The 12,740-nt window shown below is 72.3% G+C and carries 11 protein-coding genes; 7 read left to right on the top strand and 4 right to left on the bottom strand.

The features are described 5' to 3' along the window. The first annotated feature begins 147 nt into the window (after positions 1-147). Positions 148-936, top strand: a complete 789-nt coding sequence (locus ACZ6IM_RS01765) for a phosphatase (protein ID WP_030179842.1) — start codon at positions 148-150, stop codon at positions 934-936. A 23-nt stretch (positions 937-959) separates the two neighbouring features. Here ACZ6IM_RS01765 and ACZ6IM_RS01760 read toward each other — a convergent pair whose 3' ends face one another. The 4 genes from ACZ6IM_RS01760 to ACZ6IM_RS01745 all read right to left on the bottom strand — a co-directional run bounded on the left by ACZ6IM_RS01760 (position 960) and on the right by ACZ6IM_RS01745 (position 4,718). Further along, positions 960-1,943 (bottom strand): cation diffusion facilitator family transporter, encoded by a 984-nt coding sequence (locus tag ACZ6IM_RS01760; RefSeq protein WP_052838030.1) that lies wholly within the window; start codon positions 1,941-1,943, stop codon positions 960-962. 5 nt (positions 1,944-1,948) lie between these two features. Continuing rightward, the gene (locus ACZ6IM_RS01755) at positions 1,949-2,821 is read right to left on the bottom strand and encodes an acyl-CoA thioesterase (RefSeq protein WP_052838029.1); all 873 of its coding nucleotides are present in this window, start codon (positions 2,819-2,821) and stop codon (positions 1,949-1,951) included. A gap of 10 nt (positions 2,822-2,831) precedes the next feature. After that, positions 2,832-3,989: an acyl-CoA dehydrogenase family protein gene (locus ACZ6IM_RS01750; protein WP_052838028.1), complete on the bottom strand. Its 1,158-nt coding sequence runs from the start codon at positions 3,987-3,989 to the stop codon at positions 2,832-2,834. A 99-nt stretch (positions 3,990-4,088) separates the two neighbouring features. Continuing rightward, positions 4,089-4,718, bottom strand: coding sequence for an SACE_7040 family transcriptional regulator (locus tag ACZ6IM_RS01745; protein WP_469553804.1), 630 nt, complete (start codon positions 4,716-4,718; stop codon positions 4,089-4,091). Between the two features lie 105 nt (positions 4,719-4,823). On the opposite strand from ACZ6IM_RS01745, the gene ACZ6IM_RS01740 reads away from it, so the two are divergent. The 6 genes from ACZ6IM_RS01740 (at position 4,824) to ACZ6IM_RS01715 (ending at position 12,630) form a co-directional block, all read left to right on the top strand. Further along, complete coding sequence (locus ACZ6IM_RS01740; RefSeq protein WP_052838026.1) at positions 4,824-6,440, top strand: carboxyl transferase domain-containing protein; 1,617 nt, start codon at positions 4,824-4,826, stop codon at positions 6,438-6,440. Between the two features lie 38 nt (positions 6,441-6,478). After that, positions 6,479-8,434 (top strand): acetyl-CoA carboxylase biotin carboxylase subunit, encoded by a 1,956-nt coding sequence (locus ACZ6IM_RS01735; protein WP_052838279.1) that lies wholly within the window; start codon positions 6,479-6,481, stop codon positions 8,432-8,434. Beyond that, positions 8,431-9,378: a hydroxymethylglutaryl-CoA lyase gene (locus ACZ6IM_RS01730; protein ID WP_469553803.1), complete on the top strand. Its 948-nt coding sequence runs from the start codon at positions 8,431-8,433 to the stop codon at positions 9,376-9,378. The genes ACZ6IM_RS01735 and ACZ6IM_RS01730 overlap by 4 nt, the downstream gene beginning before the upstream one ends. A 5-nt stretch (positions 9,379-9,383) precedes the next feature. Further along, positions 9,384-10,544, top strand: coding sequence for an acyl-CoA dehydrogenase family protein (locus ACZ6IM_RS01725; RefSeq protein WP_469554237.1), 1,161 nt, complete (start codon positions 9,384-9,386; stop codon positions 10,542-10,544). A gap of 140 nt (positions 10,545-10,684) precedes the next feature. Further along, entirely contained in the window at positions 10,685-11,734 is a 1,050-nt protein-coding gene (gene desE / locus ACZ6IM_RS01720; protein WP_052838024.1) for a siderophore-binding protein DesE, read from the top strand. A gap of 26 nt (positions 11,735-11,760) precedes the next feature. After that, positions 11,761-12,630, top strand: a complete 870-nt coding sequence (locus ACZ6IM_RS01715; RefSeq protein WP_469553801.1) for a siderophore-interacting protein — start codon at positions 11,761-11,763, stop codon at positions 12,628-12,630. The last annotated feature ends 110 nt before the right edge of the window (positions 12,631-12,740 follow it).

The raw sequence follows: 12,740 nt of genomic DNA, 5'->3' as shown, positions 1-12,740 counted from the left end.
GCCGGGCAGCCGGTCCTCGCAGACTAGATGGCCCAAACGCGGCCGCGATATGTACATTCCGTCCATACGGGCACCGGGGACTGGAGGAATCGGCTATCCCGCCGGGACCGGCTGCTGCCCGCCGCCCGGCTGCCCCACAATGGAGCCATGCCGATACCCGGGACACCCAGCCGCGCCGAACTCGCCGAGCACCTCGTCAGGACGCGTATCGCGGGCGACGTCGCCACGCCCCGCGAGAACAACCTCTCCCACTACCGGAAACTGGCCAACGGCGACCGGGGCTTCTGGCTCGGTCTGGAGCTGGGCGACCGCTGGAGCGACGAGCAGGACGTGCTCGCGGTGATGGCGGAGCGGGTCGGTGTCAACGACGACCCCGAGCACCGCTACGGGCAGGACACCATCGACCCCGAGCTGACCGTCTCGGCGCTGGAGCGGATGGCGGGGCGGCTGCGCAAGGCGGCGGACGGCGGACAACGGGTGCTGTTCGCGACCGGTCACCCCGGCGGGCTGCTCGACGTGCACCGCGCCACGGCCGCCGCGCTGCGGGCCGCGGGCTGCGAGATCGTGGTGATCCCGGAGGGGCTGACCACGGAGGAGGGGTACGTCCAGCAGTTCGCGGACGTCTCGGTCCTTGAGCACGGGGCCTCGCTGTGGCACACCCACTCCGGCGAGCCGATGAAGGCGATCCTGACCGGTCTGGAGCGCGAGGGCCGTCCCCTGCCCGACCTGGTCGTCGCCGACCACGGCTGGGCCGGTTACGCCGCCCAGCACGGCGTGGACTCGGTCGGCTACGCGGACTGCAACGACCCGGCCCTCTTCCTCGCCGAGTCCGAGGGCACCCTCCAGGTGGCGGTGCCGCTGGACGACCACGTGGTCAGCCCGCGCCACTACGACCCGATGACGGCGTACCTGCTGACGGAGGCCGGGCTGAAGTAGCCCGCGCCCCCGCGGCCCGGCTCCTACGGCCAGGGGTTCAGCCCCTCCGAGCGGCGCTGCGCGAAGCCCGGCGTCGGGTCCAGGTAGACCCGGCGCACGTTCGGGAACCGGGCACGCAGCCGCTGCTCGGCCCGCTCGCAGGCCCACTCGATCTGCGCCGCCGTCGACACGTCCCGGAAGTCGACCTTGGCGGCGACCAGCGCCTCCCGTGGTCCCTGCACGAGGGTGGTCAGCTCCAGTACGGCCTCGATGTGCTCGACGGCCACCAGCTCCGCCCTGATCCGGTCCCGGACGGAGCGCGGCAGCGGGCGGCCGACCAGGAACTCGGCGTTGGAACGGCCCAGCACCCAGGCGACGTACAGCAGCAGGGCGCCGATGCACAGCGAGGCGACGGCGTCCCAGACGCTTGAGCCGGTGAGCTGCCCGCCGAGCAGCCCGCCCGCGGCCAGCAGCAGTCCGGCCAGCGCGGCGGAGTCCTCCATGACGACGGCCTTCACGGCGGTGTCGGGGGTGCGGCGCAGATAGCGGCCGAAGGACACCCGGTGGTGGGCGGCCTCGCCGCGGACCTGTCTGAGGCCGGTGCGCAGCGAGTAGCCCTCCAGGACGAAGGCCACGGCCAGGACGATGTACGACACCAGCGGGTCGCCGAGGTCCTCGCCGTGGGTGAGGGTGTGGATGCCGTCGTAGAGGGAGAAGACGGCGCCGCCGACGAAGGTGGCGACGGCGGCGAGCAGCGCCCAGATGTAGCGCTCGGGGCCGTGGCCCAGGGGGTGGTCCTCGTCGGCGGGGCGCACGCTGCGTTTGAGCGAGGTCAGCAGCAGGACCTCGGTGACGGTGTCGGCGACCGAGTGCGCGGCCTCGGACAGCATGGCGCTGGAGCCGCTGATCACGCCGGCCACCGCCTTGGCGACGGCGATGCCCAGATTGGCGAAGGCGGCGACGAGCACCGTGAAGGTGCTGTCGCCGCCGCCGTTCTTCCCGTCCGCCGTGTCCCCTGTGTCCGCCATGCTCCTCAGTGTTCCCGAGGGACGCGGACCACGCCTTCCTGGACGACCGATATGGCGAGCCGTCCGTCCTGGGTGTGGATGCGGGCCTGGCCGAGGCCCCGGCCGCCGGACGCGGACGGGGACTGCTGGTCGTACAGCAGCCATTCGTCGGCGCGGAAGGGCCGGTGGAACCACATGGCGTGGTCCAGCGAGGCTCCGACGACGTCGCCGACGGCCCAGCCGCCGCGGCCGTGCGCGAGCAGCACCGAGTCGAGCAGGGTCATGTCGGAGACGTAGGTGGCGAGGACGACGTGCAGCAGGGGGTCGTCCGCGAGTTTGCCGTTGGTGCGGAACCACACCTGGGAGTGCGGCTCGCGCGGCTCGCCGAAGTTCCCGAAGGGCGGGTCGTCGACATAGCGCAGGTCGACGGCCGCGCGCGCCTCCAGGAAGCGCTCCACGGTCTCGGCGGGCAGGTGCGGGTAGCTCCGCAGCCGCTCCTCGCCGGTGGGGAGGGTCGCCGGGTCCGGTGCGGGCGGCATCGGGGCCTGGTGGTCGAGGCCCTCCTCGTACGTCTGGAAGGACGCCGACAGGGTGAAGATCGGCTTGCCGTGCTGGACGGCGACGACGCGGCGGGTGGTGAAGGAGCGGCCGTCGCGCAGGCGGTCCACGTTGTAGACGATGGACGCGCCCGGGTCGCCGGGGCGCAGGAAGTACGCGTGCAGGGAGTGCGCGTGCCGGTCCGCCGGGACCGTGCGGCCGGCGGCGACCATGGCCTGGGCCGCCACCTGCCCGCCGAAGACCCGGGGGACGACGGCGGACCGGGAGCGGCCGCGGTAGATGTCCTCCTCGATCCGCTCGAGGTCGAGCAGATCGAGGAGGGACTGGAGTGCTTCGCTCATGTCCTGTGGTCTACAGGCCCATGTTCTTCGCGATGATCGACTTCATGATCTCGCTGGTGCCGCCGTAGATGCGGTTGACGCGGTTGTCCGCGTACAGGCGGGCGATCGGGTACTCGTTCATGTAGCCGTAGCCGCCGTGCAGCTGGAGGCAGCGGTCGATGACGCGGTGGGCGACCTCGGTGCAGAACAGCTTGGCGGACGCGGCCTCGGCGGGGGTCAGCTCACCGGCGTCCAGGGCCTCGGTGGCGCGGTCGACGACGGCCTCGGCGGCGTCCACCTCGGCCTGGCAGGCGGCCAGCTCGAACTTGGTGTTCTGGAAGTGGGCGACCGGCTTGCCGAAGACGGTGCGGTCTTGCACGTACTGCTTGGCGAACCGGACGGCGGCCTTGGCCTGCGCGTAGGCGCCGAAGGCGATGCCCCAGCGCTCGGAGGCCAGGTTGTGGCCGAGGTAGTAAAAGCCCTTGTTCTCCTCGCCGAGCAGGTCCTCGACGGGGACCTTGACGTCGACGAAGGCCAGCTCGGCGGTGTCGGAGGTGCGCAGGCCCAGCTTGTCCAGCTTGCGGCCGACCGAGTAGCCCTCGGACTTGGTGTCCACGGCGAACAGGGAGATGCCGTGGCGGCGGTCCTCGGCGGTGGGCGCGGCGGTGCGGGCGCAGACGATGACGCGGTCGGCGTGCACGCCGCCGGTGATGAAGGTCTTGGCGCCGTTGAGGACGTAGTGGGTGCCGTCCTCGGAGAGCTTGGCGGTGGACTTCATGCCCGCGAGGTCGGAGCCGGTGCCGGGCTCCGTCATCGCGATGGCCCACATCTCCTCGCCGGTGACGAACTTCGGCAGGTAGCGCTTCTTCTGCTCGTCGGTCGCCAGCATGTTGATGTACGGCAGGGCGAGCAGCACGTGGACGCCGGAGCCGCCGAACTGGACGCCCGCGCGGGCGGTCTCCTCGTAGAGGACGGCCTCGAACTTGTGGCTGTCCATGCCGGCGCCGCCGAACTCCTCGGGCACGTTGATGCCGAAGATGCCCAGCTCGCCGAGCTTGTAGTAGAACTCGCGCGGCGCCTGGCCCGCGGCGAACCAGTCGTCGTAGACGGGGACGACCTCGGCCTCGATGAAGGCGCGGAGGGTCTCCCGGAACGCCTCGTGGTCCTCGTTGAACACCGTACGGCGCACCGCGCCACCTCCAGGGTACGAATATCTAAGCGCTTGCTCAGACTCAACGGTACCGGCGGGTAGCCAGGGGCGTCCAGACCGGGACGCGGGTAACGCTCGTCACTCCCCGGCTCCCACCGCCGCGAAGGCCCCCCGTGCCATCCGGTGCAGCAGGGACGCCGTCACCGCGCGGCCGGGCAGGGAGCCGGGGCGGCCCAGGTGCGGGGTGGAGTTCAGGAGGCCGAAGACCGAGTGGACCGCGGAGCGGGCGGCGGGCTCGGCGACCGCCGGGTAGACCTCCCGGAGCACCCCGACCCACAGCTCGACGTACTGCCGCTGCAACTGGCGCACCATCTTGCGGTCGGCGTCCCGGAGGCGGTCCAGCTCGCGGTCGTGCAGGGTGATGAGCGGGCGGTCGTCGAGCGCGAAGTCGATGTGCCCCTCGATGAGCGAGTCGAGGACCGCCTCGGGTCCGGCCGCACCGGCACCCGCCCCGGACCCGGCCGCCCCGTCCGCCTCCGCCAGCCGCCGCTTCGCCCCGGTCAGCAGCGAGTCGCTGATCCCGACCAGCAGCTCGGCGAGCATCGCGTCCTTGCCGGGGAAGTGCCGGTACAGGCCGGGGCCGCTGATGCCGACCGCGGCGCCTATCTCGTCGACGCCCACCCCGTGGAAGCCGCGCTCGGCGAAGAGCCGGGCAGCCTCCTTGAGGATCTGCTCGCGGCGGGTGGGGGCGTCGGTTCTGGTGGCCATGGGACCAATTCTAGACAGGGCGGTTAGCGGTCGTTAACCTGAGGGAAATGCGTTAACGCTCATTAACCGATCGACCGATCGACCATCGGGTGAGGGGACCGCAGGATGCACGAGGCACCGGAGCTGACGACGGCGGCGGATCCCGCGTCGGAGGCCTTTCGGGCCAACGAGGAGGCGCACGCCGTCCTCGTTCAGGAACTGCGCGCCAAGCTCGCGGCGGCCCGGCTGGGCGGCGGCGAGCGGGCGCGGGCCCGGCACACCGCGCGCGGCAAGCTGCTGCCGCGCGACCGCGTGGACACGCTGCTCGACCCGGGCTCGCCGTTCCTGGAGCTGGCGCCGCTCGCCGCCGACGGGCTCTACGACGGAGCCGCCCCGGCCGCCGGCGTCATCGCCGGCATCGGCCGGGTCAGCGGCCGGGAGTGCGTGATCGTCGCCAACGACGCCACCGTCAAGGGCGGCACGTACTACCCGATGACCGTGAAGAAGCACCTGAGGGCGCAGGAGGTGGCGCTGGAGAACCGGCTGCCGTGCCTGTACCTGGTCGACTCGGGGGGTGCCTTCCTGCCGATGCAGGACGAGGTCTTCCCCGACCGCGACCACTTCGGGCGGATCTTCTACAACCAGGCCCGGATGTCGGGCGCGGGCATCCCGCAGATCGCCGCCGTCCTCGGTTCCTGCACGGCGGGCGGCGCGTACGTCCCGGCGATGAGCGACGAGGCGGTCATCGTCCGGGGCCAGGGCACGATCTTCCTGGGCGGCCCGCCGCTGGTGAAGGCGGCCACCGGTGAGGTGGTCACGGCGGAGGAGCTGGGCGGCGGCGAGGTCCACTCCCGCGTGTCCGGCGTGACCGACCACCTCGCGGAGGACGACCCGCACGCCCTGCGCATCGTCCGGCAGATCGTCTCCACCCTGCCGGAACGCGGCGCGCTCCCCTGGGGCGTGGAGCCCGCGGTCGAGCCCAAGGTCGACCCGCAGGGGCTGTACGGCGCGGTGCCGGTCGACTCCCGCACCCCCTACGACGTGCGCGAGGTCATCGCGCGCGTGGTGGACGGCTCCCGCTTCGCCGAGTTCAAGTCCGAGTACGGGCAGACCCTGGTCACCGGCTTCGCCCGCATCCACGGCCACCCGGTGGGGATCGTCGCCAACAACGGCATCCTGTTCTCCGAGTCGGCCCAGAAGGGCGCCCACTTCATCGAGCTGTGCGACCAGCGCGGCATCCCGCTGGTGTTCCTCCAGAACATCTCCGGGTTCATGGTGGGCCGGGACTACGAGGCCGGGGGCATCGCCAAGCACGGCGCCAAGATGGTGACGGCGGTGGCGTGCACGCGCGTGCCGAAGCTGACGGTGGTCGTCGGCGGGTCGTACGGCGCGGGGAACTACTCGATGTGCGGGCGGGCGTACTCGCCGCGCTTCCTGTGGATGTGGCCCAACGCCAAGATCTCCGTGATGGGCGGCGAGCAGGCCGCCTCCGTACTGGCCACGGTCAAGCGGGACCAGCTGGAGGCGCGCGGGGAGGAGTGGCCGGCCGAGGAGGAGGAGTCCTTCAAGGCGCCGGTCCGCGCCCAGTACGAGCGGCAGGGCAACGCCTACTACGCGACCGCCCGCCTGTGGGACGACGGGGTCATCGAGCCCGCCGACACCCGGCAGGTGCTGGGCCTGGCCCTGACCGCGTGTGCCAACGCGCCGCTGGGCGAGCCCCGGTTCGGCGTCTTCCGGATGTGAGGAGGGGACTTATGGAGAACACGAACGACACGCCGCGCATGTTCGAGACCGTGCTCGTCGCCAACCGCGGTGAGATCGCCGTCCGCGTCGTGCGGACCCTGCGCTCGATGGGCGTGCGCTCGGTGGCGGTCTTCTCCGACGCCGACGCGGACGCGCGGCACGTGCGGGAGGCCGACGAGGCGGTACGGATCGGCCCGGCGCCGGCGACGGAGAGCTATCTGTCCGTCGAGCGGCTGCTGGAGGCGGCTGCCCGGACGGGCGCGCAGGCGGTCCACCCGGGGTACGGCTTCCTCGCCGAGAACGCGGGTTTCGCGCGGGCCTGCGAGGAGGCGGGGCTGGTCTTCATCGGGCCGTCCGCCGACGCCATCGCCCTGATGGGCGACAAGATCCGGGCCAAGGAGACGGTGCGGGCGGCCGGGGTGCCGGTCGTCCCCGGCAGCAGCGGCAGCGGGCTCACCGACGAACAGCTCGCCGACGCCGCCCGCGAGATCGGCACACCGGTGCTGCTCAAGCCCTCGGCGGGCGGGGGCGGCAAGGGCATGCGGCTGGTGCGGGACACGGCCGTGCTGGCCGACGAGATCGCCGCCGCGCGGCGCGAGGCCCGCGCCTCCTTCGGCGACGACACGCTGCTGGTGGAGCGGTGGATCGACCGGCCCCGGCACATCGAGATCCAGGTGCTGGCCGACGGTCACGGGAACGTGGTGCACCTGGGCGAGCGCGAGTGCTCGCTCCAGCGCCGGCACCAGAAGGTGATCGAGGAGGCGCCGAGCGTCCTGCTGGACGAGGCGACGCGGGCGGCGATGGGCGAGGCGGCCGTGCAGGCGGCCCGCTCCTGCGGCTACCGGGGCGCGGGCACGGTGGAGTTCATCGTCCCCGGCAGCGACCCCTCCCAGTACTACTTCATGGAGATGAACACCCGCCTCCAGGTCGAGCACCCGGTGACCGAGCTGGTGACGGGCCTGGACCTGGTGGAGTGGCAGCTGAGGGTGGCGGCCGGTGAGCCGCTGGGGTTCACGCAGGAGGACGTACGGCTGACCGGGCACGCGATCGAGGCCCGCCTGTGCGCGGAAGACCCGGCCCGTGGCTTCCTGCCCTCCGGAGGCACGGTGCTGCGGCTGCGCGAGCCCGAGGGCGACGGCGTGCGCACCGACTCCGGGCTCAGCGAGGGCACCGAGGTCGGCAGCCTGTACGACCCGATGCTGTCCAAGGTGATCGCGTACGGCCCCGACCGGGAGACCGCGCTGCGCAGACTCCGGGCGGCGCTCGCCGGGACGGTCACCCTGGGCGTGCAGACCAACGCCGGGTTCCTGCGGCGGCTGCTCGCGCACCCGGCGGTGGTCGCGGGCGAGCTGGACACGGGGCTGGTGGAGCGCGAGGTCGACGGCCTGGTCACCACCGGCGTACCGGAGGCGGTGTACGAGGCGGCGGCGGCCGTACGGCTTCAGGCGCTGCGCCCCGGCGGCGACGGCTGGACGGACCCGTTCTCGGTGCCCAGCGGCTGGCGCACCGGCGGTGAGCCGAAGCCGGTCTCCTTCCCGCTGCGTGCGCCGGGACTCGAACCCGTCACGCACACCCCGCGCGGCACCCACACCGTCACCGACGACCAGGTCGCCGTGACGCTGGACGGCGTCCGGCACACCTTCCACCGCGCCGCCGACTGGCTGGGCCGCGACGGCGACGCCTGGCAGGTGCGCGACCACGACCCGGTCGCCGCCTCCCTCGACCGGGCCGCCCACGCGGGCGCCGACTCGCTGACCGCGCCGATGCCGGGCACGGTGACGGTGGTGAAGGTCGCCGTCGGCGACGAGGTGAGCGCCGGGCAGAGCCTGCTGGTGGTGGAGGCGATGAAGATGGAGCACGTCATCTCCGCCCCGCACGCGGGGACCGTCACCGAGCTGGACGTGGCGCCGGGCACGACCGTCGCCATGGACCAGGTGCTCGCGGTCATCGCACCCGCCGACGACGCGACGGACCCGAAGGAGGAGACGGCGTGAACACCCCGGAACAGGGTCTGCCCATGCCCGTGCCGGCCGAGGGCCTGCCCGCCCGGGTCCGCGTCCACGAGGTCGGCGCGCGCGACGGACTGCAGAACGAGAAGGCGACCGTGCCCACGGCCGTCAAGGCGGAGTTCGTCCGCCGCCTGGCCGGCACGGGCCTGACCACCATCGAGGCGACGAGCTTCGTCCACCCCAAGTGGGTCCCCCAGTTGGCGGACGCGGAGCAGCTGTTCCCGGCGGTGGCCGACCTGCCCGTCGAGCTGCCGGTGCTGGTGCCGAACGAACGCGGCCTGGACCGGGCCCTCTCGCTCGGCGCGCGCCGCGTCGCGGTCTTCGCCAGCGCCACGGAGTCCTTCGCCAAGGCCAACCTCAACCGCACGGTGGACGAATCGCTGGCCATGTTCGAGCCGGTGGTGTCCCGGGCGAAGGCGAGCGGCGTCCACGTCCGCGGCTACCTCTCCATGTGCTTCGGCGATCCCTGGGAGGGCCCGGTCCCGGTCCCCCAGGTGGTGCGGGTCTGCCGGGCCCTGCTGGACCTGGGGTGCGACGAGCTGAGCCTGGGCGACACCATCGGTGTGGCGACCCCGGGCCATGTGACGGCCCTGCTCACCGCGCTGACCGGGGCGGGCGTGCCGGTCTCCGCGCTGGGCGTGCACTTCCACGACACCTACGGCCAGGCCCTGGCCAACACATTGGCCGCGCTCCAGCAGGGCGTCACCACGGTCGACGCCTCCGCCGGCGGCCTCGGCGGCTGCCCCTTCGCCAAGTCCGCCACCGGCAACCTCGCCACCGAAGACCTCGTGTGGATGCTGCGGGGCCTCGGCATCGACACCGGGGTCGACCTCGGCCGTCTCGTCGCCACAAGCGTCTGGATGGCCGCGCATCTGGGCCGGCCGAGCCCGTCCCGCACCGTTCGAGCCCTCTCCCACCAGGAGTCGTGAACACCATGGACCACAAGCTCTCCCCCGAACTGGAAGAACTGCGCCGCACGGTCGAACAGTTCGCGCACGACGTGGTGGCGCCGAAGATCGGCGACTTCTACGAGCGGCACGAGTTCCCGTACGAGATCGTCCGCGAGATGGGCCGCATGGGCCTGTTCGGGCTGCCGTTCCCGGAGGAGTACGGCGGCATGGGCGGCGACTACTTCGCCCTCGGCGTGGCCCTGGAGGAGCTGGCCCGGGTCGACTCGTCGGTGGCGATCACGCTGGAGGCGGGCGTCTCGCTGGGCGCGATGCCGCTCCACCTGTTCGGCACCGAGGAGCAGAAGCGTCAGTGGCTGCCCCGGCTGTGCTCGGGCGAGATACTGGGCGCCTTCGGCCTCACCGAGCCGGACGGCGGCAGCGACGCGGGCGCGACCCGGACGACGGCCCGGCTGGACGAGGCCACCGACGAGTGGGTCATCAACGGCACCAAGTGCTTCATCACCAACTCCGGCACGGACATCACGGGCCTGGTCACGGTCACGGCCGTCACCGGCCGCAAGCCCGACGGCCGGCCCCTGATCTCGTCGATCATCGTCCCGTCGGGCACCCCCGGCTTCACGGTGGCCGCCCCGTACTCGAAGGTCGGCTGGAACGCCTCGGACACCCGTGAGCTGTCCTTCGCCGACGTCCGGGTGCCGGCGGCGAACCTGCTGGGCGAGCGGGGGCGCGGCTACGCGCAGTTCCTGCGCATCCTGGACGAGGGCCGGGTCGCCATCGCCGCGCTGGGCACGGGGCTCGCACAGGGCTGTGTGGACGAGTCGGTCGCCTACGCGAAGGAACGTCACGCCTTCGGCAAGCCGATCGGGGCCAACCAGGCCATCCAGTTCAAGATCGCCGACATGGAGATGAAGGCCCACACGGCCCGCCTCGCCTGGCGGGACGCGGCCTCGCGGCTGGTGGCGGGCGAGCCGTTCAAGAAGGAGGCGGCGCTGGCGAAGCTGTACTCGTCGACGGTCGCGGTGGACAACGCCCGGGACGCCACCCAGATCCACGGCGGATACGGCTTCATGAACGAGTACCCGGTGGCCCGCATGTGGCGGGACGCGAAGATCCTGGAGATCGGCGAGGGCACCAGCGAGGTCCAGCGGATGCTGATCGCACGGGAGTTGGGGCTGGTGAGCTGAGACCCGGACGCCGCGCGGAAGTCCGTGGGGTCGGGGTCGCGCGGACCCCGCCCCTGGACAAGATCTGAGGTTAGGCTAACCTACCTTCGAATTGTCCCGCAGCGCACGACGCTCCGCACCGTTCGAAGGCAGCCACCACCATGTCCAACGCCAGCGCTACCCACCCGACCCGCCGCGGAATCCTCGCCGCCGGCGGCGCCCTCGGCCTCGGCGCCGTGCTCGCGGCCTGCGGGGACGACGACGGCAAGAGCGGTGGCTCGGGCGACGGGTCGGGCGGCGCCGGCAAGTCCGGCCCCTGGTCCTTCAAGGACGACCGCGGTACGACCGTGAAGCTGGACCGGGTGCCGGCGAGCATCGTCGCCTTCACCGGCGTCGCCGCCGCCCTCTTCGACTACGGCGTCCAGGTCAAGGGCGTCTTCGGCCCGACCACCACCAAGGACGGCAAGCCCGACGTGCAGGCCGGCGACCTCGACGTGGACAAGGTCACCGTCCTCGGCAACGAGTGGGGCAAGCTCAACGTCGAGAAGTACGCCTCGCTCGCCCCCGAGGTGCTCATCACCACGACCTTCGACACCGCGGGCACCCTGTGGTCCGTCCCGGAGGAGTCGAAGGACAAGATCGCCAAGCTCGCCCCGAGCGTGGCGATCTCGGTCTTCGACCGCCAGCTCACCCAACCGCTCCAGCGCATGTGGGAGCTGGCCGAGTCGCTCGGCGGGGACATGAAGGCCAAGAAGGTCACCGACGCCAAGGCCGCCTTCGACAAGGCCGCCGCCCGGCTGCGCGCCGCCGCCAAGGCCAGGCCCGAGATCCGGGTGCTGGCCGGCTCCGCGAGCCCCGACCTGTTCTACGTCTCCGGCACCAACCTCTCGGTGGACCTGGAGTACTTCAAGGCCCTCGGCGTGAACTTCGTCGAGCCCTCCGAGGCGGCCAAGAAGGCGACCGGCGGCTGGTTCGAGAGCCTGAGCTGGGAGAACGTCGACAAGTACCCCGCCGACGTCATCATCATGGACGACCGCGCCTCGACCATCCAGCCCGCGGACATCACCGAGGGCACCTGGAAGAAGCTCCCCGCGGTCAAGGCCGGCCAGGTCATCTCCCGCTCCCCCGAGCCGATCCTGTCCTACGACAAGTGCACTCCCCTGCTGGACAACCTGGCAGAGGCGATCGAGAACGCCAAGAAGGTCGGCTGACCCACCACCCTTCCCCGGAGCCCCTCATGACGACGGCCGTCGCCGCCCCGTTCCGTTTCTTCTCCCTCCGGGTCGTACGGACGAGGCGGCTCGGCCCGTCCCTGGCCCGGGTCACCTTCGCCGGACCCGATCTGCGTGCCTTCCACTCCGACGGCCTCGACCAGTCGCTGTCGCTGTTCCTGCCGCACCCGGGGCAGGCGGAGCCCGCGGTGCCCGTCGAGCTGGGCGACGGCTGGTGGCAGGGCTGGCGCGAACTGCCGGACGACGTACGGGCGGTGATGCGCTCGTACACCCTGCGGGCGCTGCGCCGGGACGCTGACGGGCACACCGCCGAGATCGACGTCGACTTCGTCCTGCACGGCGTCGGCCCGGCCGGGACCGGCACGGACGGCGAGCCCGGTCCCGCCGCCCGCTGGGCCGCCGACGCCGCCCCCGGCGACCGCGTACTGCTGCTCGGCCCGGCGGTGGCCGACAACCGGGCGATCCGCTTCCGGCCGCCCGAGGACACCGACCTGGTGGTGATCTGGGGCGACGCGACCGCCGTACCGGCCGCCTGCGCGATCGTGGAGGCGCTGCCGGCCGGCACCCCCGCCCGGGTCTGGCTGGAGGTGCCGCACGCCGAGGACGTGCAGGACCTGGAGACGGCCGCGGACGCCGAGGTCACCTGGCTGGTCAGGGACGCCGCCGGCGGCCCCGGGGCGACCCTCGCCGCTCTCCGCGAGGCCCGGCTCCCGCCCGCCGGCCACCCCTACGTCTGGATCGCGGGCGAGTCCGGGTGCGTCAAGGAGCTGCGGCGGCACTTCGTGGGTGAGCGCGGCATCGACCGCCGGCGCGTCACCTTCGTCGGCTACTGGCGCCGGGGCCTGACGGAGGAGCAACTCCGCGAGCGGAGCTGACCTCCGGCCCCATGAAGCCGCAGTGACAGCGGTCACCCACCGGTGCGCGTTTGATCGACTTGCCTTAGGTTAGGCTAACCTAAGTCGAAGCGAGGGCTCCGCCCCTCTCC

The organism is Streptomyces sp. NPDC042336, assembly GCF_055581985.1.
The sequence above is the reverse complement of the archived record's forward strand: the minus strand, read 5'-3'. Positions and strand labels throughout refer to the sequence as shown.

Coding starts and splice junctions, on each gene's coding strand:
- ACZ6IM_RS01715 (WP_469553801.1), top strand. CDS start 11,761: ATGACGACGGCCGTCGCCGCCCCGTTCCGTTTCTTCTCCCTCCGGGTC.
- ACZ6IM_RS01725 (WP_469554237.1), top strand. CDS start 9,384: ATGGACCACAAGCTCTCCCCCGAACTGGAAGAACTGCGCCGCACGGTC.
- ACZ6IM_RS01735 (WP_052838279.1), top strand. CDS start 6,479: ATGTTCGAGACCGTGCTCGTCGCCAACCGCGGTGAGATCGCCGTCCGC.
- ACZ6IM_RS01760 (WP_052838030.1), bottom strand. CDS start 1,943: ATGGCGGACACAGGGGACACGGCGGACGGGAAGAACGGCGGCGGCGAC.
- ACZ6IM_RS01755 (WP_052838029.1), bottom strand. CDS start 2,821: ATGAGCGAAGCACTCCAGTCCCTCCTCGATCTGCTCGACCTCGAGCGG.
- ACZ6IM_RS01745 (WP_469553804.1), bottom strand. CDS start 4,718: ATGGCCACCAGAACCGACGCCCCCACCCGCCGCGAGCAGATCCTCAAG.
- ACZ6IM_RS01765 (WP_030179842.1), top strand. CDS start 148: ATGCCGATACCCGGGACACCCAGCCGCGCCGAACTCGCCGAGCACCTC.
- ACZ6IM_RS01740 (WP_052838026.1), top strand. CDS start 4,824: ATGCACGAGGCACCGGAGCTGACGACGGCGGCGGATCCCGCGTCGGAG.
- desE (WP_052838024.1), top strand. CDS start 10,685: ATGTCCAACGCCAGCGCTACCCACCCGACCCGCCGCGGAATCCTCGCC.